Origin of the sequence: Nocardia wallacei (genome assembly GCF_014466955.1) — a bacterium.
GTDB lineage: Bacteria > Actinomycetota > Actinomycetes > Mycobacteriales > Mycobacteriaceae > Nocardia > Nocardia wallacei.
On record NZ_AP023396.1, the window covers coordinates 3,251,238 to 3,274,235 of the forward strand.

Annotated in this window: 23 protein-coding genes and 1 pseudogene; 13 read left to right on the top strand and 11 right to left on the bottom strand. The window is 70.8% G+C overall.

Annotation, left to right across the window (positions count from 1 at the left end; genetic code table 11):
• Nucleotides 1-81: 81 nt before the first annotated feature.
• Complete coding sequence (locus tag NWFMUON74_RS14850) at nucleotides 82-555, top strand: B-4DMT family transporter (RefSeq protein ID WP_232111027.1); 474 nt, start codon at nucleotides 82-84, stop codon at nucleotides 553-555.
• 1 nt (nucleotide 556) lies between these two features.
• Here NWFMUON74_RS14850 and NWFMUON74_RS14855 read toward each other — a convergent pair whose 3' ends face one another.
• The 5 genes and pseudogenes from NWFMUON74_RS14855 to NWFMUON74_RS14875 all read right to left on the bottom strand — a co-directional run bounded on the left by NWFMUON74_RS14855 (nucleotide 557) and on the right by NWFMUON74_RS14875 (nucleotide 6,181).
• A complete protein-coding gene (locus tag NWFMUON74_RS14855) occupies nucleotides 557-898 on the bottom strand; it encodes a hypothetical protein (protein ID WP_187688376.1) in 342 nt (113 codons plus the stop codon).
• Nucleotides 899-1,575: 677 nt separating this feature from the next.
• Nucleotides 1,576-2,712 (bottom strand): 3-dehydroquinate synthase, encoded by a 1,137-nt coding sequence (gene aroB / locus NWFMUON74_RS14860; RefSeq protein WP_187688377.1) that lies wholly within the window; start codon nucleotides 2,710-2,712, stop codon nucleotides 1,576-1,578.
• 980 nt (nucleotides 2,713-3,692) lie between these two features.
• Nucleotides 3,693-4,205, bottom strand: a pseudogene (locus tag NWFMUON74_RS36080) (shikimate kinase); the annotation flags it as partial.
• Nucleotides 4,206-4,207: 2 nt separating this feature from the next.
• Entirely contained in the window at nucleotides 4,208-5,413 is a 1,206-nt protein-coding gene (aroC, locus tag NWFMUON74_RS14870) for a chorismate synthase (protein ID WP_269475353.1), read from the bottom strand.
• A gap of 327 nt (nucleotides 5,414-5,740) precedes the next feature.
• Complete coding sequence (locus NWFMUON74_RS14875; RefSeq protein WP_187688379.1) at nucleotides 5,741-6,181, bottom strand: A24 family peptidase; 441 nt, start codon at nucleotides 6,179-6,181, stop codon at nucleotides 5,741-5,743.
• A gap of 199 nt (nucleotides 6,182-6,380) precedes the next feature.
• Here NWFMUON74_RS14875 and NWFMUON74_RS14880 point away from each other — a divergent pair, with 199 nt between their 5' ends.
• Genes NWFMUON74_RS14880 through NWFMUON74_RS14895 form a run of 4 tightly spaced genes read left to right on the top strand, consistent with a single transcriptional unit; the run spans nucleotide 6,381 to nucleotide 8,890 of the window.
• Nucleotides 6,381-7,502 carry a M24 family metallopeptidase gene (locus tag NWFMUON74_RS14880; RefSeq protein ID WP_187688380.1) on the top strand — a complete coding sequence of 374 codons (1,122 nt, stop codon included), beginning with the start codon at nucleotides 6,381-6,383 and terminating at the stop codon, nucleotides 7,500-7,502.
• Nucleotides 7,503-7,549: 47 nt separating this feature from the next.
• Complete coding sequence (gene efp, locus NWFMUON74_RS14885) at nucleotides 7,550-8,113, top strand: elongation factor P (RefSeq protein ID WP_187688381.1); 564 nt, start codon at nucleotides 7,550-7,552, stop codon at nucleotides 8,111-8,113.
• 10 nt (nucleotides 8,114-8,123) lie between these two features.
• Nucleotides 8,124-8,633 carry a transcription antitermination factor NusB gene (nusB, locus tag NWFMUON74_RS14890; RefSeq protein WP_187688382.1) on the top strand — a complete coding sequence of 170 codons (510 nt, stop codon included), beginning with the start codon at nucleotides 8,124-8,126 and terminating at the stop codon, nucleotides 8,631-8,633.
• Nucleotides 8,633-8,890 (top strand): YciI family protein, encoded by a 258-nt coding sequence (locus NWFMUON74_RS14895; protein ID WP_187688383.1) that lies wholly within the window; start codon nucleotides 8,633-8,635, stop codon nucleotides 8,888-8,890. The genes nusB and NWFMUON74_RS14895 overlap by 1 nt, the downstream gene beginning before the upstream one ends.
• Here the strand turns inward: NWFMUON74_RS14895 and NWFMUON74_RS14900 are convergent.
• The gene (locus NWFMUON74_RS14900; RefSeq protein WP_187688384.1) at nucleotides 8,880-10,040 is read right to left on the bottom strand and encodes a serpin family protein; all 1,161 of its coding nucleotides are present in this window, start codon (nucleotides 10,038-10,040) and stop codon (nucleotides 8,880-8,882) included. The two genes, NWFMUON74_RS14895 and NWFMUON74_RS14900, sit on opposite strands and share 11 nt — an antisense overlap.
• Nucleotides 10,041-10,277: 237 nt before the next feature.
• On the opposite strand from NWFMUON74_RS14900, the gene NWFMUON74_RS14905 reads away from it, so the two are divergent.
• On the top strand, nucleotides 10,278-10,835 hold the full coding sequence (locus NWFMUON74_RS14905; RefSeq protein WP_187688385.1) for a DUF4334 domain-containing protein: 558 nt from the start codon (nucleotides 10,278-10,280) through the stop codon (nucleotides 10,833-10,835).
• Nucleotides 10,836-10,854: 19 nt separating this feature from the next.
• Here NWFMUON74_RS14905 and NWFMUON74_RS14910 read toward each other — a convergent pair whose 3' ends face one another.
• The 3 genes from NWFMUON74_RS14910 to NWFMUON74_RS14920 all read right to left on the bottom strand — a co-directional run bounded on the left by NWFMUON74_RS14910 (nucleotide 10,855) and on the right by NWFMUON74_RS14920 (nucleotide 13,536).
• Nucleotides 10,855-11,568 (bottom strand): HD domain-containing protein, encoded by a 714-nt coding sequence (locus NWFMUON74_RS14910; protein ID WP_187688386.1) that lies wholly within the window; start codon nucleotides 11,566-11,568, stop codon nucleotides 10,855-10,857.
• Between the two features lie 82 nt (nucleotides 11,569-11,650).
• Nucleotides 11,651-12,277: an alpha-ketoglutarate-dependent dioxygenase AlkB gene (locus NWFMUON74_RS14915; protein ID WP_187688387.1), complete on the bottom strand. Its 627-nt coding sequence runs from the start codon at nucleotides 12,275-12,277 to the stop codon at nucleotides 11,651-11,653.
• Nucleotides 12,278-12,309: 32 nt separating this feature from the next.
• Nucleotides 12,310-13,536 (bottom strand): glycosyltransferase, encoded by a 1,227-nt coding sequence (locus tag NWFMUON74_RS14920; RefSeq protein ID WP_187688388.1) that lies wholly within the window; start codon nucleotides 13,534-13,536, stop codon nucleotides 12,310-12,312.
• 224 nt (nucleotides 13,537-13,760) lie between these two features.
• On the opposite strand from NWFMUON74_RS14920, the gene ligA reads away from it, so the two are divergent.
• Both ligA and NWFMUON74_RS14930 read left to right on the top strand, forming a co-directional pair.
• A complete protein-coding gene (ligA, locus tag NWFMUON74_RS14925; protein WP_187688389.1) occupies nucleotides 13,761-15,752 on the top strand; it encodes an NAD-dependent DNA ligase LigA in 1,992 nt (663 codons plus the stop codon).
• Nucleotides 15,753-15,862: 110 nt separating this feature from the next.
• Nucleotides 15,863-16,540 (top strand): hypothetical protein, encoded by a 678-nt coding sequence (locus NWFMUON74_RS14930; protein WP_187688390.1) that lies wholly within the window; start codon nucleotides 15,863-15,865, stop codon nucleotides 16,538-16,540.
• A 12-nt stretch (nucleotides 16,541-16,552) separates the two neighbouring features.
• Here NWFMUON74_RS14930 and NWFMUON74_RS14935 read toward each other — a convergent pair whose 3' ends face one another.
• Entirely contained in the window at nucleotides 16,553-17,137 is a 585-nt protein-coding gene (locus tag NWFMUON74_RS14935; RefSeq protein ID WP_187688391.1) for a winged helix-turn-helix transcriptional regulator, read from the bottom strand.
• Between the two features lie 92 nt (nucleotides 17,138-17,229).
• Here NWFMUON74_RS14935 and NWFMUON74_RS14940 point away from each other — a divergent pair, with 92 nt between their 5' ends.
• The gene (locus NWFMUON74_RS14940) at nucleotides 17,230-18,441 is read left to right on the top strand and encodes a pyridoxal phosphate-dependent aminotransferase (protein WP_187688392.1); all 1,212 of its coding nucleotides are present in this window, start codon (nucleotides 17,230-17,232) and stop codon (nucleotides 18,439-18,441) included.
• A gap of 22 nt (nucleotides 18,442-18,463) precedes the next feature.
• Here the strand turns inward: NWFMUON74_RS14940 and NWFMUON74_RS14945 are convergent, their stop codons facing one another.
• Nucleotides 18,464-19,336 carry an alpha/beta fold hydrolase gene (locus NWFMUON74_RS14945; protein WP_232111028.1) on the bottom strand — a complete coding sequence of 291 codons (873 nt, stop codon included), beginning with the start codon at nucleotides 19,334-19,336 and terminating at the stop codon, nucleotides 18,464-18,466.
• 243 nt (nucleotides 19,337-19,579) lie between these two features.
• Between NWFMUON74_RS14945 and pyrR the strand changes: the two genes are divergently transcribed.
• From pyrR to NWFMUON74_RS14965, 4 genes are read left to right on the top strand one after another with little or no spacing between them, the layout of a single operon-like run.
• Nucleotides 19,580-20,215, top strand: a complete 636-nt coding sequence (gene pyrR / locus NWFMUON74_RS14950; protein WP_187688394.1) for a bifunctional pyr operon transcriptional regulator/uracil phosphoribosyltransferase PyrR — start codon at nucleotides 19,580-19,582, stop codon at nucleotides 20,213-20,215.
• Nucleotides 20,212-21,177, top strand: coding sequence for an aspartate carbamoyltransferase catalytic subunit (locus NWFMUON74_RS14955; RefSeq protein ID WP_187688395.1), 966 nt, complete (start codon nucleotides 20,212-20,214; stop codon nucleotides 21,175-21,177). The genes pyrR and NWFMUON74_RS14955 overlap by 4 nt, the downstream gene beginning before the upstream one ends.
• A gap of 2 nt (nucleotides 21,178-21,179) precedes the next feature.
• Nucleotides 21,180-22,484 (top strand): dihydroorotase, encoded by a 1,305-nt coding sequence (locus NWFMUON74_RS14960; RefSeq protein ID WP_187689166.1) that lies wholly within the window; start codon nucleotides 21,180-21,182, stop codon nucleotides 22,482-22,484.
• Nucleotides 22,485-22,994, top strand: a complete 510-nt coding sequence (locus tag NWFMUON74_RS14965; protein ID WP_187688396.1) for a PH-like domain-containing protein — start codon at nucleotides 22,485-22,487, stop codon at nucleotides 22,992-22,994.
• Nucleotides 22,995-22,998: the final 4 nt, after the last annotated feature.

The window sequence follows — 22,998 nt, forward strand, 5'->3', positions numbered from 1 at the left end:
CGTCCGCCGTTTCTGTAACCGGTTACTGTTTTTCGCGATCGGTCGACAGGCTCGATCGGTCGGCAGGCTAAGGTGATCGACATGAATGCGTGGGTGTTGCGCGCCGCGGCGCTCGGGGTGCTGACCGTGGTGCTTCGGACCGTGCTCGGTTTCGGGATGATTTATTGGCCGACGCACGGATCGTGGATGCGGATCCTGTGCCTGATCGTGCTGATCGCGGCCGTGGTCGCCTGGGGGCTGCTCGACGGCCGCAGCGACCGCCGCGCGAACCCCGATCCGGATCGCGGTGGCGCCGACCTGACCATGCGCTGGCTGAAGGCGGGCATCGCCGGGGGTCTGGGCTCCGGTGTGGTGGCCTGGGTGCTGGACTACCTGCCGAAGTTCGACCTCGGCGACAACGGCCTGGCCTTCGAGCTCACCGCCGGGGCGTCGTTCATCATCCTGCTGATCTTCGTGCCCGGCATGGTCGGCGTCGCTCTCGGGCGTTTCCTGGTGGGCCGGGAGGCGAAGAAGGCCGAGCCCGCGCCGCCGCCGAACGCCGCGTCCGCGCTGTAGTTCAGGCCGACGCGCGCGCCGGAGCGCGGGTGACCAACCCGGCCGCGACGCCGAGATAGATCGCTGCGACCACGAGATCGAGAATGGCCTGCGCCGGCTCCGCGCGGGCGAAGCGGTCCACGGCAGCGACCGTGACCACCCCGGACCCGAAGAAGAACCCGGCGGTCAAACCCGGCACCGCCAGCCGCGCCGGGAGCGCCGCCGAGATCAGCAGCACCAGCGAGAACGCCGCATCCGGCAGCGCGAAGATATTGTCCGCACGATAGTCGGCATCGAACGCGAGCGCGACCAGCAACCACAAGCTGACCGGAACGGCGATGATGCGCGCGGGCAGAACCGGCATGGTGACTCCTGGCGGGGCCGTAGCGAACTCTTCAGCGCCAAGCATCGCCGAGAGCACCCCCAGTGGCAACCGATGGCCCCCTCCACGACTGCAGCAGGTGCCCCCGCACCAACCCTGGCCGGGGGCGGCCGTCTTGTGGGCGACCGGCGGCAAACCACCGCGTCCACAGCAGGATGCCGCCGTGCCGCCTCGCCGAGGGTGTCTCCTGATGCAGCCGGTAGCCACTACAGGTGGTCCCACCGTGCCAAGCCCGCCGAGGGTGTCTGCTGGGGCGGCCGGTGGCGCTTTCGTTCAGTGTGCCGTGCCAAGTCTCGCCGGGGCTTCGCCTGGGCAACCGGTGGCGCTTTCGTTCAGTGTGCCGTGCCAAGTCTCGCCGAGGTTTCGCCTGGCCACCGGTGGTGTTTCTGTGGCTACAGCGCGCCGCGCTGAGTATCGGCCCGAGGGTGTCTCCTGGGGGCGGCTGGTGTCTCCTTCTGCTACTTCAGATTGTCCAGCCGTGCCGAGCATCGCCGAGGGTGTCTGCTCGGGCGGCCGGTGGCGCTTTCGTTCAGTGCATCGCGCGAAGCATCGCCTACGATTCACCCGGGCAGCCGGTGGTGCCGTCTGCGGCTACAAGGCGCCGCGTCAAGCATCGGCCGAGCGGTCTCTCCTAAGGCAGCCGCTGGCACTTTCTGCGACTACAGCAGGATGCTGCCGCTCGGGGCCTCGTCGCGGGCGATGGTGGCGTAGGCCGCGGCGAGCAGGCTGGGGTCCGGGCCTTCCAGGCGGCCGGGCTTGGCCAGGCCGTCGAGGACGACGAAACGCAGGACGCCGGAACGGGTCTTCTTGTCGGTCTGCATGGTTTCCAGCAGATGTGGCAGGGCGTCGGCGTCATAGGTGGTGGGCAGGCCGACACTGGACAGGATGCTGCGGTGGCGCTCGGTGGTGGCGTCGTCGAGGCGGCCCGCCAAACGGCCCAGTTCCGCGGCGAAGACCAGCCCCACCGACACGGCCGCGCCGTGCCGCCAGCGGTAGCGCTCGCGGCGCTCGATGGCGTGGCCGAGGGTATGGCCGTAGTTCAGGATCTCGCGCAGACTCGCTTCCTTCAGATCGGCCGCCACCACATCGGCCTTGACCTGGATGGCGCGGCGCACCAGCTCCGGCAGCACCTCCCCGGTCGGGTCGAGCGCGGCCTGCGGGTCGCGCTCGATGAGGTCCAGAATCACCGGATCGGCGATGAAACCCGCCTTGATGATCTCGGCCATCCCGGCCACGATCTCGTTGCGCGGCACCGTTTCCAGAGTCACCAGGTCCACCAGCACCGCGGTCGGTTCGTGGAAGCTGCCGACCAGGTTCTTACCGGCCTCGGTATTGATGCCGGTCTTGCCGCCGACGGCCGCGTCGACCATCGCCAGCAGCGTGGTCGGCACGTGCACCACCTTCACTCCGCGCATCCAGGTGGCGGCCACGAAACCGGCCAGATCGGTCGCGGCCCCGCCGCCGAGGCTGATCACGACGTCGCGCCGGGTCAGGCCGATACGGCCCAGCACCTCCCAGCAGAAACCGGCGACCGGCAGATCCTTACCGGCCTCGGCATCCGGGATCTCGATGCGATGCGCGTCGATCTGCTCCCCACCCGCGCCCAGATCGGCCTCGGCGAGCGCCTGCCGCACCGCCTCCGCGGTCTCGGTCAGCGGCGGCTGATGGAAGATCGCCACCGTCCGCACGCCCGGCTGCCCGGCCACCTGCTCGACCAGCTCGCCCAGCAGCCCGCGCCCGATGATGACGGGGTACGGGTCGGCGGTGCGGACCTCGATGCGCGTGGGCTCGGTCATGCTTGCTGCTCCGATTCTCTTGCTACTCATGGTTTCTCGCTGACAGACGACCTACCCCCCGAACCGAGCCCGCCACCCCTGGGCGGTCCAGCCGCACGACTCGCCGAGCGCCGTCCCCGCCGTCTCGACATAACCGGCTCCGTTCCCCGGTGCTCCGCAGACGGCGGCGTGCCGGCTGCGCCTCGATCAGCGGTGGCTTCGGTGGCGGGGCGCGCGGTGGCTGCGCCTCGGCCGGTGGTGGCTTCGGTGGCGGGGCGCGCGGTGGCTGTGCCTCGATCGGTGGCCGTTTCGGCGGTGTGGTGGGCGGTGGTTGTGTCTCGGTGGATGGCGGCTTCGGTGGGGGGCGGCGTGGTGGTGGTTGTGGCTTGGTTGGCGGTGGGGTGGGTGGTGGTTGTGCCCCTGTCGGTGGCTGAGGTCGTGCTGGTGGTGTTGGGGGTGCTGACAGGAGCAGATGTCTGGCTCGGGTTCGGAAGTGGTTGTGGCGCAACGGGGTCCGGGAGGAGACCGGGAGCGCCGGAGCTGCGGCGGGCGGTGCGCCTGCGGCGGGACGGGTGGGTGCCCGGGGCGCTCGGGTGCGGTGCGTCCGGGGTGTGTCGGGTGTGGTCGGAAGGGGCCGGAGGGCTCGCGACGGGGGAGGCCGTGGCGCCGGGGGTGGGAGCGCCGGGGGTGGGGGCGCCGGCGGTGCCGTTGCCCCGGGATCGACGGCGGCCGCCGCGGCGCGAACGGCGCGAGCGCCGCTTCGCACCCGGCGGTGGGTCCACGGTCGAATCGGATTGCGGCGCTGTGGGTTTCGACTCCGGTGTGTCGTCCGCCGACGGCTCCGCCGCGGGCGAATCCGGCGTGGGGGACTGTCCGGGACTCTCCGCACCCGCGGTGGCGGATCGGCTGCGTCGGCGGCGGCGGGAGCGGGAGCGGCGGGAAGGGCTCGGAGTATCGCTGGAGTGGGCGGGGGCCGGTGTCGGTTCGGCGGGTTCCAGGCCGAGCTTGGCCAGGATGTTGCGGACCACGCGGCCGGGACTGCGGCCGTCGGTGCGGACTCGGACGCTGGCCACCTCGCGGTAGAGGGGGCGGCGTTCGCGCATCAACCGGCGGTACTTGGCACCCGGGTCGTCACCGGCGAGCAGGGGACGGTTGGAATTGGCGCCGGTGCGCCGAAGCCCTTCGGCGACACTGATTTCCAAGTACACCACGGTGCGTTCGCGCAGCAGTTCGCGGGTCGCGCCGGACAGCACGGCGCCGCCGCCCAGCGAGACCACGCCCTTGTGGTTGAGCACTGCCCGGCGCACCACCCGTTCCTCGATGCGCCGGAATTCCGGCTCGCCGTCGTCGGCGAAGATCTCGGGAATGGTGCGTCCGGTCTCGTCCTCGATGCCGGCGTCCGTGTCGTACAGTTCGACGCCCAGTTCACGCGCGAGCTTGCGGCCGATCGTCGACTTCCCGGCGCCCGGCGGCCCGATCAGCACCACACACGGGTGGCGCGGATCGGTCTGCACGATCACGAGGGGACGGCGCCCGGGACATGCGGGCGCGAGCTGATCCGCTTCAGGTAGCTGGTGATGTTGTCGACGGTCTCGGGCAGCGAATCGCCGCCGAACTTCTCCAGCGCCGCCTGGGCCACGACCAGCGCGACCATGGCCTCGGCGACCACACCGGCGGCGGGCACCGCACACACGTCCGAGCGCTGATGGATGGCGACGGCCTCGTCACCGGTCGTCATGTCCACGGTGGCGAGCGCGCGCGGCACCGTCGAGATCGGCTTCATCGCCGCACGCACGCGCAGCGGCTCGCCGTTGGTCATGCCGCCCTCGAGCCCGCCGGCCCGGTTGGTGGAGCGCAGCACGCCGTCGGGACCGGGCCGCATCTCGTCGTGGGCCTGGCTGCCGCGGCGGCGCGCGGTCTCGAAACCGTCGCCGACCTCGACACCCTTGATGGCCTGAATGCCCATCAGCGCGGCGGCGAGTCGCGCGTCCAGCCGGTCTGCGCCGCTGGTGAACGAGCCCAGCCCGACCGGCAGACCGTCCACGACGACCTCCACGACGCCGCCGAGGGTGTCGCCGTCCTTCTTGGCGGCCTCGATCTCGGCGATCATCGCCGTCTCCGCGTCCTTGTCGAAGGCGCGCACCGGACTCTCGTCGACAGTGGCCAGGTCGGCGGCCGTCGGTACCAGACCGGCCGCGGCCCGGGCGGCGCCGATCGACACCACGTGCGAGATGACCTCCACGCCGAGGGCCTGACGCAGGAACTGGCGCGCCACGGTGCCGGCGGCGACGCGGGCGGCGGTCTCGCGGGCGCTGGCGCGCTCCAGCACATTACGAGCGTCGTCGAAGCCGTACTTGAGCATGCCGGAGTAGTCGGCGTGGCCGGGCCGCGGCCGGGTGAGTGGCGCGTTGCGGGCCAGCTCGGCCAGTTCCGCCTCGTCCACCGGGTCGGCGGCCATGACCTGGGTCCACTTGGGCCATTCGGAGTTCGCGATCTCGATCGCGACCGGCCCGCCCATGGTGCGCCCGTGCCGGACACCGCCGACCATGGTGACCTTGTCGGCCTCGAACTTCATCCGCGCCCCGCGCCCGTACCCGAGCCGGCGGCGCGCCAGTTGCGCGGCGATATCGGCGGAGGTCACCTCCACCCCTGCCACCATCCCCTCGAGGATCGCGACGAGGGCGGGACCATGAGACTCACCAGCAGTAATCCAGCGCAACACGCCGTCCATCTTTCCACGTCAGCACCGTTACCCGGATATCCGGCCCGCCGCGGCGGCACCGATGGCGGCCGCTGGGCCCGACTCGAAGGTGATTACCTCCGATAATGCGCGGCCGTCCCCATTCCCCGAAAGCCCCTACGACACCCCGATTCAACGCCGGTCCGACGGCCCGGACCACGGTCCCGCCTTCCGGCAGACGCCAGCTCATTCCGGGCAACTCTCATTCTGGACAACTATGCTCTGTCGACCCGTCCGGCCGTTGCGCCCCCGCGGTGAAGCGTTGGTGGTCCAGGTTCGCGGCAAGGCGTGGTGCGCTGGGCGCTGATTTCACGTGAGGAGGAGCGCGAGCAGGGTCGATACGCACATCGAAGGACCGTGTGGAAGAGCGCGATTCCAGGGCGAGCCGCGAACTCGATGATGCAGGCAGATCGCGGTGCCGGCGAGCGCGGTGAGCAGCGGCGCTGCCAGCGCGGCGCAGCTCCAGGCCTGCCCGCCGCCGCAGGCCGCCGCCGCTCCGAGGCCCAGCGCCAGCTTGACGTCACCGGCTCCGAAGGCAGCAGGCGCGGTGAGGTGCACGGCCAGGTACGGCACGGCCAGCAGTAGCGCACCCGCGAGGGACGCGATCAGGTGGTCGGTCGCGAGCGCGTAGCCGAGCACCGCGGCAGCGCCGAACCCGGTCAGTGGATTCGGCAGCCGCCGCTCGCGCAGATCTACGACACTCAGCGCCGCGCACCAGGCGGCGAGGACACCGAAGGCGATGGCTGTCATGGCGACCATCGTCGCCCGGACGGCGGGCGAGCGGAACGGCCGAACGCGAAATGTGGATAACCGCAACGCATGTGAACAACCGATGGCCCGCATTTCCGCTCCCGCGGCTCGTTCGCCCAGGTACCGCCCGATTGCCCGGCGATGACCGGCGCGTGGGTGAGCGGGGAGTTCGCGGCCCGGCAGCGGTAGCGTTGGAATCATGTCTGCTGATCACGACGCGAGGCGCCCCGACCACGCGGCGCGCCGGGCCGCGTTGCGGAACCTGTTGGTGGAGAACGGTGTCGACGCCCTCCTGGTGACCGACCTGATCAACATCAGATACCTCACGGGCTTCACCGGATCCAACGCCGCGCTGCTGGTCGACTCCTGGGACGGCGCCGAGGACCGCACCGTGATCTGCACCGACGGCCGCTACGCCACCCAGGTCGGCGAGCAGGTGCCGGACCTGCGGGCCGAGATCGCCCGGGCCAGCGCCCGCCGCATCATCGAGATCGCGGGGGAGTGGCAGACCGGACGGGTCGGCTTCGAGAGCCACGTGGTCACCGTCGACCAGCATCACGCGTTCGTCGAACAGGGCACCGGCCTGCAGCTGGTGCCTACACGCGGTCTGGTCGAACAGCTGCGCATGGTGAAGGACGACTACGAGGTCGAGCAGCTGCGGGCGGCCTGCGCCGCCGCCGACTCCGCGCTGGCGAGCCTGCTCGAGCGCGGCGGTCTGCGCCCCGGCCGCACCGAGCGGCAGGTGGCACGCGAGCTGGAGTGGCTGATGTTCGAGCACGGCGCCGCGGCCATATCGTTCGAGACGATCGTCGCCGCGGGCGCGAATTCGGCCGTGCCACACCACCGCCCGACCGACGCGGTACTCGCGGCGGGTGATTTCGTGAAGTTCGATTTCGGCGCGGTCGTCGGCGGCTACCACTCCGACATGACCCGCACCGTGGTGCTCGGCGAACCCGCCGACTGGCAACGCGAGGTGTACGAGCTGGTGCGGGCGGCGCAGCGCGCCGGGCGGGCGGCGCTGAAACCGGGGACGGGGTGCGGCGACGTGGACCGCGCCGCCCGCACGGTGATCGAGGACGCGGGCCACGGTGAGCGTTTCGTGCACGGATTGGGCCACGGCGTCGGCCTGCAGATCCATGAAGCACCCGGAATCGCCAAAACCGGCACGGGTACACTGCTCGAAGGCATGGCGGTGACCGTCGAGCCAGGTGTGTACTTCCCCGGCCGCGGCGGTGTTCGGATCGAGGATACGCTCGTGGTTCGCGAGGGGGATCCCGAACTGCTCACCCTGACCACCAAAGACCTGACCGTGGTCGACTGACCACGGTCGACCGACTGCGTTCGAACAAACAAGGAGACCCGAGGACAGTGGCGGACACCAGCGACTTCAAGAACGGCCTCGTGCTGAAAATCGACGGTAACCTGCAGCAGATCGTCGAATTCCAGCATGTCAAGCCGGGCAAGGGGCCGGCGTTCGTGCGGACGAAGCTGAAGAACGTCGTGTCCGGCAAGGTCGTCGACAAGACCTGGAACGCCGGGGTGAAGGTCGAGGTCGCCACGGTCGACCGCCGCGATATGACCTACCTGTACCACGACGGGTCGGACTACATCTTCATGGACGGCGACACCTACGACCAGATCCACATCGGTGAGCAGATTCTCGGCAACAGCGCCAAGTTCCTGCTGGAGAACATGCCGGTGCAGGTCGCCATGCACGAGGGCGAAGTGCTCTACGTGGAGCTCCCGGTCACCGTCGAGTTGTCGGTCACCCACACCGAGCCGGGCCTGCAGGGCGACCGGTCCAGCGCGGGTACCAAGCCCGCCACCGTCGAGACCGGCGCCGAGGTGCAGGTGCCGCTGTTCGTCAACACCGGCGACAAGCTGAAGATCGATACCCGCGACGGTGGCTACCTCGGCCGCGTGAACGCCTAGCCTGGTGACTGTGACCGATCAGGCCGGAGACCGGAAGTCCTCGTACAAGAAGCTGGGCGCCCGGCACAAGGCCCGCCGCCGCGCGGTGGACCTGCTGTTCGAGGCCGAGGCCCGCGATATCGACCCGGCCGAGCTGCTCGCCGAGCGTACGCAGCTGGCCGTGGGCGACGAGTCGGTCGCGCCGGTGAACCCGTACACCGGCACCCTGGTCGAGGGCGTCGCCGACGATCTCGACCGGGTGGACGGCACCATCGAGTCCTACCTGCAGGACTGGACGCTGGAACGGCTGCCCGCCGTGGACCGCGCCATCCTGCGGGTGGCGGTGTGGGAGTTGTTCCACGCCACCGACGTGCCACCCGTGGTAGCCGTGGACGAGGCCGTGGAACTGGCGAAGGAGCTGTCCACCGACGACTCGCCGAGTTTCGTCAACGGCGTGCTCGGCCAGGTGGTGCAGGTGGCGCCGCAGGTCCGTGCGGCCGCGGCGGCCACCCGGTCGCCCCGGACGGACGGCGGCGCCTAGTGCGCAAGTACCTCGTACTGGCCATGCGCACCGCGCGCTGGGACGACGCCGTCGCGGGCCCGCACCGCGAATGGCTGGCCGGAATCCGCGCCGCCGGGCAGCTGGACTGCAGCGGCGGCTTCACCGGCGGTTCGGGCGGCGCCTACGTGCTCCTCGCCGAAAACCTCGACGCCGCAAGGGAACTGGTCCGCACCGACCCCATTCACACCTCGGGTGCGTCGGAGCTGACCGTCTACGAATGGAACATCACCGGCTGAGCGATCCCGGGTCTTCCAGCGGCGGCTCCGCGACCCAGCCCGCGACGATCACCAGTCCGGTCGGCCGGTGCACCGCGAGGAACCCGAACGGCCGGTCGAAGGTCGCCGCGATCTCGAGAACGCGGCGCGGGCGCGGCAGGGCGGCGCGCGCCAGTGTGACAGCGGTGACGGCGGCGGCCTCGAATCCCTCGCGGGTGAACCTGGCGAGCGCGTCCTGTGCGGCGTCCGCGATGTACAGCGGCGTGTCGGAGATGGCCGGAAAGCGGTCCGCGCGTCCGTCGGTGGCCGTACCCAGCCCGAACAGCTCGCTGTGCGCGAGCAGGTGGTGACCGGAGCGAATGCGGAAGGGCGGCAGCTGGATTCGTAGCGTGTCCGCCACCGCGCGGGTCTCCCGCACGACCAGGCCCGGCCCCGACGTGCCGACCGGAAGGTGGGTCCGCGCCGCTACCGACCCGCCCAGCGCGCCGAGCCCGGTGGCCAGCGTCTCGCCGGGGGTGCCGTCGCCCAGCAGGAGATGTACGTCCAGGTCGCGGATCCCGCGCACCACGACGCGCGTCACCGGTTCGGCTCCGTCCAGTAGGGCCGCGTCGCCGAGTTCGTGGGAGAACCGGGACAGGCCGGGTCCGCGGTGCCCGCGCCAAGGACCGGTCTCCGGCTCCAGTACATCGTCGTGGAAGGGTTGCAGCCACGACGTGCGGGCGACGATCGCGGTGGCGAGGACGAGCAGCGTGTCGGCGTCGACCGACAGCGGGAACCGGTCGATCAGCCCGCCGGTGTGCCGGTCGGCCCAGGAGTCGAGCGCCGCCTGCCCGGTGAGCTTGCCGACCACGCCCTCGGGCAGCGACCGCGTCCACCGCTCACGCAGTGCGATGTCCTGGCGAACCCACACCCCGAGCGCGCCCGCGACGGTCTCGGCGCCGGCGAGTTCCGCCAGCAGTCGCAGCGCGGACTCCTGCGCGTCCTCGGCCGAAAGCCCTACGGCCGCGGCCAGTTCCGTGCGCGCGGGCTCGTTCGCGGCCGTCGCCAGCACGCCGAGCAGTGGCCACACGCCGCACCCGGACAGCACGAAATCGCCGGTGCCCGCCGCGTCGCACCAGCGGCGGGTCAGGTCGTTGGCGGCGGCAACGTGCGGAAGAAGGCTGGTTTGCACACGGCCAGCCTAGTCACGAGTGGCCGGTGCGAGCCGCGGACGAGTGCGCCCCCGCCGTGGGTGTACGTGGGCCGGCGGGGGCGCCGAGCGGATCGCCCGCTCGTGCCGACAATGCTGGCCCCTCGAGTGCACTCGAGGTCCAGTGGTCCCGGACGTGGCCTCGGTCACGCCGACCGAGCGGCCTGCGATAGTGTGAGGCTCGAAGCATCTATTGCTCTCGAGGTCGAGGAGGACGGGATGGCAGACGTCGACACGCCCGCGGTGCGGTTGCGCGAGCTGAGCCGGGGCGGCTGCACGCCCGAGCAGGCCTGGGAGCTGTTCGACAGTCTGCCCACGGTCCGGGTCGACGAGGTCACGACCGGCCGCTGGCGCGGAGACGAGCTGGACACCGGGCATCCGTGGGCGGGCGCCCTGGTCGAATCCGGCTGGTACGGAAAGCAATTCGACGGTCCCGACGAGGTGCAGCCACTGGTGTTCGCGACCGCGGCCGGGGCGCTGTTCCCGGTCGATCCGCGCCGGGTGCCGCTGGGTCTGGTGGGCCGGGTGCCCACGGCCGGTATCCGGGCGGTGCGCCGCCTGCTACCCGTGCTGCGTCCGGCGCTGCGCACGCCGACGCCGCGCGCCCGGCTGCGCGACCTGGAGTTCCGCGGCAAGGTCAGTGCCGCGATGATCTACGACCATCTGCCGATCATCGACATCTTCCGGCTGGTCGACGACGAGACGCTGCTGGGCGTGATGGACCTGCGCGGCATGACCGACCCGTACTTCTTCGTGCTGCGCCGCGACCACTCCTGACCGGCTCGGGCCGGGCGGGTCAGTCGCGGTCGAGGATGGCGTCGAATCTTTCGTCCGCCCGGTCCAATTGGTCGAGAATGTGGTCCTTCACGTGGTCGGCCAAGGGGGTGTCGGGGCGCGTCACCAGTTCGCGGTAGACGGCGGTGAGCGGGCGGTACTTCGTTGCCAGTTTGTGCATCACGGGACCGGTGGCGTACAGGATGCCGACGCCGTTGTCGGTGAAGTCGGAAATCTTCACCACCCGCGCCCAGGGATTGCGGGCCAGACTGCTGGATACGTGCTCGCGATACTGCGTGTGCCGGTCCATCGCCGGATCGAACGGCGGGTTGGTGACGGCGGCGACCAGTGCCGCCACCCGGGCGCCGAAGCTCTCGGCGATCGCCGACAGCGCGGCATCGGGCACCGAACCGGTTCGGGTACCGGCCAATTCGGGTCCGTGGTCCTCCACCGCGTCGTGCAGCAGGCCGGCGATCACCACGTCGGTGTCGCGGACCTCGTAGTGGCTGACGATCCGGATCGCCACACGCAGCAGGTGGCTGACGTAGGGCTCGCGGCCGTAGCGGTCCTCCCGATGCAGATCCGAGGCCAGGCGCAGGGCCGCCGTAACCCGTTCGGGCTCGGGCAGTTTCTCGGTCTCGAGCTCCATGCGCCGGCGCAGCCCGACCTCCCCGTGCACGTCGGAGATCGTGTGCAGCGGCATCACCGAGAGGATTCCCGCCCCAACTGTATTCATGAAGCCAATGTATCGGGCCGGTCCGACGGATACCCTTATCGATCCCTTGCGTCAGGGCGGCCGTCGGCTGAACTCCGGGTGGTCATCGCACGCCGCGCGGCCGGAACTGGACGCTGATGCGCGGTCCCACCGGCCGCCGGGTCTTGAGCACGGCATGTTCCCAGGTGCGCTGGCAGGAACCGCCCATCACGATGAGGTCGCCGTGGCCGAGCTGGTAGCGCACGCTCGCGCCGCCCCCGCGCGGACGCAGGTGCAGCGCTCGCGCCGCGCCGACCGACACGATGGCCACCATCGTGTCGTGTGTCGCACCCCGTCCGGACGTGTCGCCGTGCCAGGCGACACTGTCGTTGCCGTCGCGGTAGTAGCACAGGCCCGCGGTGCGAAACGGCTCGCCGAGCTCGCCGAGGTAATGGGCACTGAGCACGTCGCGCGCCTGGTCCAGGACCGGGTCGGGCAGTGGCTCGGACTCGCCGTAGAAGCGCAGCAGCCGCGGGACGTCCACCACCCGGTCGTACATCTGGCGCCGATCCGCCCGCCACGGCACCCGCGCCGCCAGCGTCACGAACAACTGGTCGGCCCCGCGCAACCAGCCCGGCAGCACATCCACCCACGCGCCGTCGCCCAGCACCGTGCGCCGCAACCCGGCCAGCGACCCGAGCTCCGTCTCGCCGAATCCGTCCAGTAGCGAACCCTGCAGCGGTGTAGACATGGGGACGAATCTACGTACTATCGAACATATGTTCAAGCGTGGCGATCGCGGGCGGCTTCCTCGAGGAGCAATGTCGCCGCCACCGTCGCGCCGTCGGGTCGGATCGCGTCTGCCACGGTCCGGGCGCGCTGCCGGGTGTCGGGAGTCAGGGCCGTGCGGAGCGCGGCGGACAGGGATTCGACGGTCGGTGTCGAGTTGTGGTGTGCCGCACCGATTCCCAGCTCCGCGACGCGGGCGGCCCAGGACGGCTGGTCCGCGATCCGCGGCACGACCACTTGGGGCGCGCCGGCTCGCGCCGCCGTCGTGGTGGTGCCCGCGCCGCCGTGATGGACGACGGCGGCCACCCTGCCGAACAGTGCCTGCTGGTTGACCTCGCCGACGGTGAAGCAGTCGGCGGCATCGTCGATCGGCGCCAGCTCGGCCCAGCCGCAGGCGAGCAGGACGCGTCGTCCCTGCGCGCGGATCGCCTCGATCGCCACCCGGGCGATGTCCGTCGGGGCGTAGGCGGCCATGCTGCCGAACCCCACGTACACCGGCGGCGCGCCCGCGTCCAGGAACGCCGTGAGCTCCTCGGGAAGTGGCCGGTCGTCGGGCAGGATCCACGCCCCGGTCTGCACGACATCGAGATCGGTCCGGCCCTGCGACGGGCACAGCGTCGGGTCCGCCGCCAGCCAGGGCCGATCGGTGAGGACGTGGTCGCGGACGTTGGCCACCGGCGGCAGGCCGATCGCGGCCCGATGGCTGTTGAGCGCCTCGCCGTACAGCGCGTTCACCCGTTCGGCGTCCTGTTTCCACAGCGCCCGGATGTCGGTCTCGTCCTGCGGGGACGGCGTGCCCGGGCGTCGCCCCGGCGGGAAATGCCGCGACGGCAAGCCGAGGAGGTGGAAACACGCGAGCACGTAGTGGATGCCGAGTTTCTCGGCCACGTCCCGAGCGCCCGCCGGCATCAGGCCGGTCGCCAGCAGTGCGTCGCAGCCCTCGGCCGCCGCCGTGAGCGTGTCGAACCTGGCGGCGACCAGTGCGGGAGCGAGCCGGAACGCGTCCTGCGCCGTCGGCGGCGACGGATTGGCGACGATCGAGTGCACCGTCGGGCCGAGCGGTATCAGCGGCACCCCGGCTCGCTCCAGCAACCTCGCGAACTCCTCGTCGGGCGGGGCGCACACCCGCGCTCGGGCGCCCAGTTCCCGCAGCGCCACCGCGAGCCCCCCCAGCGGCTCGACATCCCCGCGCGACACCCACGTCGTCAACAGCACACGCACTCAGCAACTCCCATTTCCGCAGGTTAGGGCTTCCGGCCGGGTAATTCTGGAGCACGACCGGGGCCTTGCCGCAAGCCCCCCGCCCCGCTATATGCTGAAAGTGACAGGAGGTCCTGCTGGCTGCCGGACCGCCGGTGTGCGCGGCGAGGGAGATCTGCCGCGGTGGTGGACCCGCGGGTGCCGTTCGCGCTGGATGTCGGTGGGTTTCGGTAGCGTCGAGGGCTGTGGAAGCTGGGGAACGCATCGAGGAGCTCGCGGACCGCATCGTGGCGCTGCGCGAGGCTTACTATCAGGGCTCGCCGCTGGTGGCCGACGCCGAGTACGACGCCATCGAGGACGAGCTGCGCGGCTTGATCGAGGCGAATCCGCAGCTGGCGCCGGACCCGAATCCGCTGGAGCAGGTCGGCGCGCCGGCGGTGCTGCACGCCCCGATCCGGCATTCGCGCCCGATGCTGTCGCTGGAGAAGGCGACCAAGCCGGAGCAGGTCGCGGCGTTCTTCGACCGCTTTCCCGGCCAGTCGGTGGTGGTGATGCCGAAACTCGACGGACTGTCGCTGGCCCTGATCTACGAGGACGGGCGGCTGGTACGGGCGGTGACCCGCGGCGACGGCACCACCGGCGACGACGTGACCATGCTGGTCCGCGCGCTGGTCGACGGCGTGCCCGAGCGGATCGATGTCCCGGCGCGGGTGGAGGTGCGGGGCGAGGCGGTGATGCTGCGCTCGACCTTCGCGGCCTACAACACCGCCCATCCGGACAAACCGCTGATCAATCCGCGCAACGCCGCGGCGGGCACGCTGCGGGCGAAGGACCCGGCCACGGTCGCCGAGCGGCGGTTGCGCTTCTTCGGCTTCGACCTCGACACCTCGGCCGGCGACGCCGCGGTCGATCTGGAAGAAGGACTGGCGGCCCTGGGCATCGCCGGGGCGCAGATGCGGCACTGCGCCGACGCCGAACAGGCCCAGGCGGCGATCACCGCGATCGAGCAGGGCCGCAACGCGCTGGACTACGACCTCGACGGCGCGGTGCTGCGGCTGGCCGACCGCGACGCCTACGCCGCGGCGGGCACCCGGTCGAACTCGCCGCGCGGCGCGCTGGCGTTCAAGTTCGCGGCCGAGGAGAAGACCACGCTGCTGGCCGACGTGGTCTGGGATGTCGGCAAGACGGGCAAGATCGTCCCGGTCGCCTGGCTGGAGCCGGTGTTCGTGGGCGGCACGACGGTCACGCGGGCCACGCTCGCCAACCAGGAGGTGATCCGCGCCCGCGACATCAAGATCGGTGACACCGTGCTGGTGCGCCGCGCGGGCGACGTGATTCCGTTCGTGGCCGGGGTGCTCGACGCCTCCCGCCGCACCGGCGCGGAGCGCGAGATCGTGCCGCCCACCGCCTGCCCGTCCTGCGCGCAGCCGGTCACCGAGCAGGGCAACAGCCGAGAGTTGTTCTGTACCAACGTTTCCTGCCCCGCCCAGACGGTGCGGAGATTGATCCACTGGGCATCGCGGGCGGCGGCGGACATCGATGCCATCGGCCAGGTGTGGATCGAACGCCTGGCCGAGGCGGGCCTGCTGGAACGCCCGTCGGACTTCTACACGCTGACCAAGGAGCGCCTGCTCGAGTTCGATCGCATCGGTGAGGTCTCGGCCGCCCGCATGATCGAGTCGATCGAGGGCAGCCGCGGGGTCGGGCTGCGCCGCGCGCTGATCGGCCTGGCCATCCCCATGGCCTCCGACGGCACCGCCGCCCGCCTGGCCCGCGCGGGGTTCCGCTCGCTGGAGGAGGTCGCCGACGCGGGGGAGGAACGGCTGGTGGCCGTGGAGGACATCGGGCCGAAGGTCGCCGCCTCCCTCGTCGAGCACCTCACGCGCCTGCGCCCCGAACTGCGGCGATTGCGCGAGGCGGGAGTCTCGCTGGACGTTCGGGAGGAGGACCTGCCGCCGGTCGTCGCGGCCGGTGCGCCGCTCGCGGGCAAGACGGTGGTGATCACCGGCGCGATCAGCGACCCGCGCTCCGGCGAGAAGGTCGCCCGCCCGACATTCCAGCGCCTGTGCGAGAGAGCGGGCGCGACAACGGCATCCTCGGTCTCCGCGAACACCGACATGCTCATCACCGGCGCCGGAGTCGGCGACAGCAAACTGACCAAGGCGGAGAAGCTCGGCGTCGAGGTCATCGATCAGGGCGAGATCTGGAAACTGCTGATCGGCGCCAAGGTCGTCTAGGCCCGGCAGCCGCATCGGCTCTTCCCCGAATTCCCGAACCCGTGTCGATGCACGGAACGGGGTATGCCTTACTCGTATCCTCGGGCCAGCCGACGAAAGGGGTTTCCCGGATGTTCGAGCGCGCGCTACAGAAATCGGTCGAGCTGGTGCTGCGCGGTGGCACCGGGGCGCAGGCGCCACTGGCGATGCGGTATGTGGAACGGCTGCGCCACCGCCACCCGGGCTACTCGCCCGAGGATCTGGCGCGCGGCCTGGAGTCGCGGTACCTGCTGCTGGTGACGGCCAGCGGCACGGCGGCGGGCCTGAGCGCCGTGGTCCCCGGTATCGGCACGCTGATCGGCTTGGCGGTCAGCGGTATCGAATCGGCGTTCTTCCTGGAGGCATCGGCGTTCTACGCGCTGTCGACCGGCGCGCTGTACGGCCTCGAATCGATGTCGCCGCGGCAGCGGCGCGCCCTGGTCGTCGGGGTCGTGGTCGGGGAGAGCGGCGCGGAACTGCTGGGCAAGCGGGCAGGCGAGTCGGCCAAGGACTGGGCGAGCGCGGTCGCGGACAAGCTGCCGGTGGTGCGGTCCATCGACAACTCCCTGGCGCGGCGCTTCATCGTGCAGTTCATCGCCAAGCGCGGCGTGCTCCTGTTCGGCAAGACGCTGCCCGTCGGACTCGGCGCGGTGATCGGCGCGGCCGGAAACCGCGCCCTGGCCCGCAACGTGATCACCAACGCGCACAACATGTTCGGCCCGTCACCGGTGAGCTGGCCGGATACGCGCACGGAGGCGATCGGCGACTGATTCACCGGCGGCTCACGGCCACGAGACGCCCGGCGCCGCCTCGGCGAGCGACCGCGACCCCGTGGCGACAGCGGTGGCGGCGGCCAGGTCCAGCCGCAGCTCCAGATCGGGTGCGGCGGCCGGGCCGTCGTGGTGCGTGACCCCGGTGTCGTCCACCACGAGATGGAACACGGTCTCACCGACGTGCACGGTGACGGTACCGGCGGTGATCCGCTGTGCGACGGCCCGCCCGAGCGGCAGCGCGAACCAGTGCGCGCGCACGGCATCGGTGGGACGGCGTTCACCGAGCAGCCCCGCGCCCCAGTCCGACAGCGCCTCCAGCACCGGCCGCAGCGCCGCCCCGGCGGGCGTGAGTTCGTAGAGCGCGGTCGTCGCGCGCGGCCCGACGCGCTGGCGGGTCAGGATGCCGTCGCGTTCGAGATCCTTGAGCCGGGCGGCCAGGACGTCGGTGCTGATTCCGGGCAGATCGGCGAACAGGTCGCTGTAGCGGCGCGGACCCGGGCAGAGTTCCCGGACCACCAGCAGGCTCCAGCGATCGCCCACCACATCCAGGGCTCGGCTCGCGGCGCAGTAGTGGTCGTAGCTTCGACGTGGCACGATCCCACTCTATCCGGCCGCTTGGAAAATCCAAGTGCATACTTGGAGATTCCAAGTACAGTGAGCGGAAGTCGTTGCGAGAAGGGATGTTCATGCAGGTCAAGCAGTCGAGCAAGCTGTCGGGGGTCTCGTACGAAATCCGCGGACCGGTGGCCGAGCAGGCGGCACGGCTGGAGGCCGAGGGGCATCACGTGGTGAAGCTCAATACCGGCAATCCGCTGCTGTTCGGGTTCGAGGCGCCCGCGGAGATACTGCAGGACATCGTCCGCAACCTGCCGGCCTCCAGCGGCTACTGCACGTCCAAGGGCCTGCTGTCGGCGCGGCGCGCGGTGGTGCAGTACTACCAGACCCTCGGCGTGGCCGATGTCGACGTCGAGGAGGTCTTCCTCGGCAACGGCGTCTCCGAACTGATCATGATGGCCATGACGGCACTGCTCGAGACCGGCGACGAAGTTCTCGTTCCCGCACCGGATTTCCCGCTCTGGACTGCCGCGACCACCCTCAACGGCGGCCGTCCCGTGCACTACGTGTGCGACGAGTCCTCGGAGTGGTACCCGGATATCGCCGACATCGAGGCGAAGATCACCGACCGCACCCGCGCGATCGTCGTCATCAACCCGAACAACCCCACCGGCGCGGTGTACCCGCCCGAGGTGCTGCGGCAGCTCCTCGAGGTCGCCCGCCGCCACCACCTGGTGGTGTTCTCCGACGAGATCTACGACAAGATCCTCTACGACGACCTGCGGCACGTGTCCACCGCCGCGCTCGCCCCCGACCTGCTGTGCCTGACCTTCTCCGGTCTGTCGAAGACCTACCGCTGCGCGGGATTCCGCTCCGGCTGGCTGGTGGTCTCGGGCCCGACACAGCACGCGGAGAGCTACCTGGAGGGCCTGACCATGCTCGCCGGTCTGCGCCTGTGCGCGAATGTCCCTGCGCAGCAGGCGATTCAGGCCGCGCTGGGCGGCCATCAGAGCATCTACGACCTGACCCTGCCCGGCGGGCGGCTGCGCGAGCAGCGCGACCGCGCGTGGGAGGCCCTCAACGCCATTCCCGGCGTGTCGTGTGTGCGGCCCCAGGGCGCGCTCTACGCCTTCCCCCGCATCGACCTCGACATGTACCCGATCCACGACGACGAGCGATTCGTGCTGGACCTGCTGCTGCAGGAGAAGCTGCACATCGTGCAGGGCACCGGTTTCAGCTGGGGGCGCCCGGACCACTTCCGGATCGTCACGCTGCCGCACGCCGACGAACTGGAAGCGATCATCGAGCGCATCGGCCGCTTCCTCGCCACCTACCGCCAGTAATTCCGTTGCGGCGCTGACGAACTCAGGCGCCGGGTTGGTGGGCCCGCACGAAATCGACCACGGCGTCGGTGAATTGATCGTTGACGTCGCTGGCGGCGGTGTGCGCGGCGCCGCGGATCTCGACGTACTCGAGGTGCGGGACCAGGCGGCGGAACTCGGCCACGCCCTGCTCGCTCACCACGTCCGAGAGCCGTCCGCGCACCAGCAGCACGGGCATCGTCAGCTGCCGGGCGGCCTCCTCGAGCACGGCGGTGTGCAGTTCGATGTCCTCGCCCCGGCCGGACATCATCGCCGGATCCCAGTGCCAGTACCAGCGGCCGTCCGCGCGCTTGCGCAGATTGCGGCGCAGGCCGTCGGCGGTGCGCGGCCGGGTGCGGTGCGGCAGGTACTCGGCCACGGCGTCGGCCGCCTCGTCCAGGGTCGCGAAGCCCTCGGGATGTCCGCTCAGGAACTTCAGGACCCGTTCCACGCCTTTGTGTTCCGGGCGCGGCACCACATCGACCAGGACCAACCCGGCGATCAGTTCGCTGCCGGGCCGGGCGGTGGCCAGCAGGCTGGTCAGCCCGCCCATGCTCGCGCCCACCAGGACCGCGGGCCGGCCGAGTTCGGCGAGGATGCCGAGCAGGTCGGCCGTCATGGCCTCGCGGGAGTAGTCGGCGTCGGGCGCCCAGTCGCTCTCGCCGTGCCCGCGCGCGTCCAGCAGCACCGCGCGCAGCCCGACCTTCGCCAGCGCCGCGCCGGAGTCCTTCCAGGAATGCCGGGTCTGTCCGCCGCCGTGCAGGAATACCGCGAGGGGGCCGTCGTCGGGGCCCCAACCCTCGCCCGCGAGCCGGATTCCGCCGTGGCCGCGGAAGGTGAGGCGGCGCGGTTCGGTGAAGTCGGCATCGTTGCTCACCACACGAGCATGACACAGGTTCCAGTTCGGGTATACGCCGTATGAACGATTGTCCCGGTGTTCGCGGGCCGCGCCGCCGGCGGCCGCCCGTGCGGCGCGGACCGCCATGCGCGGGCATCCGTGCAGGTGGTGGCGCTCACAGCGGCACCCCCGATGACCGGCGTTTGCGGGCGCGCTGCTAGGCTCACTGGTCGAAAGACATCCTTTAACGGACCGTCCTGCGAGGCGGGGAAGGAGGTCGGCATGCCTGTGCCCGAAGACAGCGCGGCCAGGTCGAACGCTGCCGAGTATTCGCAGCGGCACGATCCCGAATGGGTTCGCGCCGGCCGCGAGCTGCTGTCGGCGCGGGATGTCGGTCGCACCATCGCGCGCATGGCTCATCAGATCATCGAGAAGACCGCCCTCGATTCCGCGGACCCCGATGTGCCCCGGGTGGTGCTGATCGGAATCCCCACTCGCGGGACCACTCTCGCCGCGCGGCTCACCGACCGGATCGAGGAATTCTCCGGCGTGCGCCCGGCGCTGGGTTCGCTGGACATCACCCTCTACCGCGACGACCTGCGCAATCGGCCGCACCGCCCGCTGGAGCGGACCTCGGTGCCCGAGGGCGGTATCGAGGACACGCTGGTGGTGCTCGTCGACGACGTCCTGTTCTCCGGCCGCAGCGTGCGCTCGGCCCTCGACGGCCTGCGCGATCTCGGCCGCCCGCGCGCGGTGCAGCTGGCCGTGCTGATCGACCGCGGCCACCGCGAACTGCCCATCCGCGCCGACTACGTCGGGAAGAACGTGCCCACCTCCCGCAGTGAGGACATCTCCGTGCTGTTGACCGAACACGACGGCCACGACGGCGTGTACCTGCATCAGGGGGTCGGCCGGTGAGGCATCTGCTGTCGGTCACCGACCTGGACCGGGCCGCGGCCACCGAACTGCTGGACGACGCCCAGCGTTTCGAGCAGGCGCTGCTGGGCCGCGAGGTGCGCAAGCTGCCGACGCTGCGCGGGCGCACCGTGATGACGGTCTTCTTCGAGAACTCCACCCGCACCCGGGTGTCGTTCGAGGTCGCGGGGAAATGGATGAGCGCCGACGTGATCAACGTCAGCGCGTCGAGTTCGTCGGTGTCCAAGGGCGAATCGCTGCGCGACACCGCGCTGACCCTGCACGCCGCGGGCGCCGACGCGCTCATCGTGCGGCACCCGGCCTCCGGCGCGGCCCATCAGATCGCCCGCTGGTTCGGTGAGATGAACGCGGGCGCGGGCGGTTTCGCCGGTCCCGGGCCCGCGGTGATCAACGCCGGGGACGGCATGCACGAACATCCCACCCAGGCATTGCTGGATGCGCTGACCCTGCGGCAGCGGCTCGGTACCCTGGAGGGCAAGCGTGTCGTGATCGTGGGCGACATCCTGCACAGCCGGGTCGCGCGGTCCAACGCGTTCCTGCTGAGCATCCTCGGTGCCGACGTGGTGCTGGTGGCGCCGCGCACGCTGCTGCCCGTCGGCGTGGACGGGTGGCCGGTACGGGTCTCGCATGCGCTGGACGCCGAACTGCCCGGCGCGGACGCCGTGATGATGCTGCGCGTGCAGGCGGAACGGATGAACGGCGGATTCTTCCCCTCGGCACGCGAGTACTCGATCCACTACGGGCTGAACGAGCGGCGGATGGCACTGCTCGACGACCACGCGGTGGTGTTGCATCCGGGACCGATGCTGCGCGGCATGGAAATCGCGGCATCGGTGGCGGACTCACCGAAAGCCGCTGTGCTGCAACAGGTTACAAATGGAGTGCATATGCGGATGGCGGTGCTGTTCCGCCTGCTGATCGGAGCAGGGGAGGCGGTGGCATGAGGATGAGCAACGTGCTGATCAAGAATGTGCGCCTCTACGGCGCGGGCGATCCGGTGGACGTGCTGCTGGCCGATGGCGAGATCCGGGAGATCGGAACGGATCTGGCCGTGGCCGGCACCGGCACCGAGACCGTCGACGGCACCGGTCAATTCCTGCTGCCTGGCTTCGTGGATCTGCACACACACCTGCGCGAGCCCGGCCGCGAGGACACCGAGACCATCGAGTCCGGGTCCGCCGCCGCCGCGCTGGGCGGCTACACCGCCGTGTTCGCGATGGCCAACACCGACCCGGTCGCCGACACCGCCGTGGTCACCGACCACGTGCGGCGGCGCGGGCAGGAGATCGGCCTGGTCGACGTGTATCCGGTCGGCGCGGTCACGGTCGGCCTGCGCGGCAAGCAGCTCGCCGAGATGGGCACCATGGCCGCGGGCGAGGCCGGGGTGCGGATCTTCTCCGACGACGGCCACTGCGTCCACGATCCGCTGATCATGCGCCGCGCCCTGGAGTACGCGAACTCGCTGGGCGTGCTCATCGCCCAGCACGCGGAGGAGCCACGGCTGACCGACGGCGCGGTGGCGCACGAGGGCCCGACCGCGGCCCGGCTCGGCCTGGCCGGGTGGCCGCGCGCCGCGGAGGAGTCGATCGTGGCCCGTGACGCGCTGCTGGCCCGCGACGCCGGCGCCCGCGTGCACATCTGCCACGCCTCCACCGCGGGCACCGTCGAATTGCTGAAATGGGCGAAGGGCCAAGGCATTTCGATCACCGCCGAGGTGACCCCGCACCATCTGCTGCTCGACGACTCCCGGTTGGAGACCTACGACGCGGTGAACCGGGTGAACCCGCCGCTGCGCGAGCCCTCCGACGCGGCCGCGCTGCGGCAGGCGCTGGCCGACGGCGTGATCGACTGCGTCGCCACCGACCACGCCCCGCACGCCGAGCAGGACAAGTGCTGCGAATTCGCCGCGGCCCGGCCCGGCATGCTCGGGCTGGAGACCGCGCTGTCGATCGTGGTCGCGACGATGCTCGAGCCCGGCCTGCTGGACTGGCGCGGCATCGCCCGCGTGCTGAGCGAGAACCCCGCGCGGATCGCGGGACTCGACGATCAGGGCCGGCCGCTCGCGGTAGGCGAACCGGCGAACCTGGCGCTGGTCGACCCGGACACCTCGTGGACGGTGCGGGCGACGGAGCTGGCGAGCATTTCCAAGAACACGCCGTACGAGGCGATGACCCTGCCCGCGCGGGTGACGGCGACGTTCCTGCGCGGCCGGATCACCGCCCGCGACGGCAAAGCGGTGGGGAGACCCTAGATGGAGCGAACGCTGTGGGTGCTGGCGTTTCTGGCGCTGTTCCTGCTGTGCCTGTGGCTGATGTACCGGGCGTGGCAGGGCAAGGCGCGGCGGCAGGCGTCCTCGATCGGGGACCTGCCCGCGGTGCCCGCCGACCTCGGGGCGCAGCTGCTGGAACCGACCACGGGGCTCTACCTCGGCAGCACGCTGGCGCCGAGCTGGATCCAGCGGATCACGGTCGGCGACCTGGGTTTCCGCGCCACGGCGGAGCTGACCCGGTTCGAGCGGGGCATCCTGCTCGAGCGCGACGGCGCGGCCGCGATCTGGATTCCGCAGGAATCGGTCACGGCGGTCCGCACCGAACGCGGGCACGCGGGCAAGGTAATGACGGAAGATGGTGTGCTGGTAATTCGCTGGACGCTGCCGACCGGCACCGAGGTGGACACCGGGTTCCGCGGTGACGACAAGACGGTGTATCCGGCCTGGACGAAGGGCGCGACCGGCACGATGACGGGAGACGAGAACACGTGAACAA

Coding starts and splice junctions, on each gene's coding strand:
- NWFMUON74_RS14850 (WP_232111027.1), top strand. CDS start 82: ATGAATGCGTGGGTGTTGCGCGCCGCGGCGCTCGGGGTGCTGACCGTG.
- NWFMUON74_RS14855 (WP_187688376.1), bottom strand. CDS start 898: ATGCCGGTTCTGCCCGCGCGCATCATCGCCGTTCCGGTCAGCTTGTGG.
- aroB (WP_187688377.1), bottom strand. CDS start 2,712: ATGACCGAGCCCACGCGCATCGAGGTCCGCACCGCCGACCCGTACCCC.
- NWFMUON74_RS14875 (WP_187688379.1), bottom strand. CDS start 6,181: ATGACAGCCATCGCCTTCGGTGTCCTCGCCGCCTGGTGCGCGGCGCTG.
- NWFMUON74_RS14880 (WP_187688380.1), top strand. CDS start 6,381: ATGTCTGCTGATCACGACGCGAGGCGCCCCGACCACGCGGCGCGCCGG.
- NWFMUON74_RS14905 (WP_187688385.1), top strand. CDS start 10,278: ATGGCAGACGTCGACACGCCCGCGGTGCGGTTGCGCGAGCTGAGCCGG.
- NWFMUON74_RS14910 (WP_187688386.1), bottom strand. CDS start 11,568: ATGAATACAGTTGGGGCGGGAATCCTCTCGGTGATGCCGCTGCACACG.
- NWFMUON74_RS14915 (WP_187688387.1), bottom strand. CDS start 12,277: ATGTCTACACCGCTGCAGGGTTCGCTACTGGACGGATTCGGCGAGACG.
- NWFMUON74_RS14930 (WP_187688390.1), top strand. CDS start 15,863: ATGTTCGAGCGCGCGCTACAGAAATCGGTCGAGCTGGTGCTGCGCGGT.
- NWFMUON74_RS14940 (WP_187688392.1), top strand. CDS start 17,230: ATGCAGGTCAAGCAGTCGAGCAAGCTGTCGGGGGTCTCGTACGAAATC.
- pyrR (WP_187688394.1), top strand. CDS start 19,580: ATGCCTGTGCCCGAAGACAGCGCGGCCAGGTCGAACGCTGCCGAGTAT.
- NWFMUON74_RS14960 (WP_187689166.1), top strand. CDS start 21,180: ATGAGCAACGTGCTGATCAAGAATGTGCGCCTCTACGGCGCGGGCGAT.
- NWFMUON74_RS14965 (WP_187688396.1), top strand. CDS start 22,485: ATGGAGCGAACGCTGTGGGTGCTGGCGTTTCTGGCGCTGTTCCTGCTG.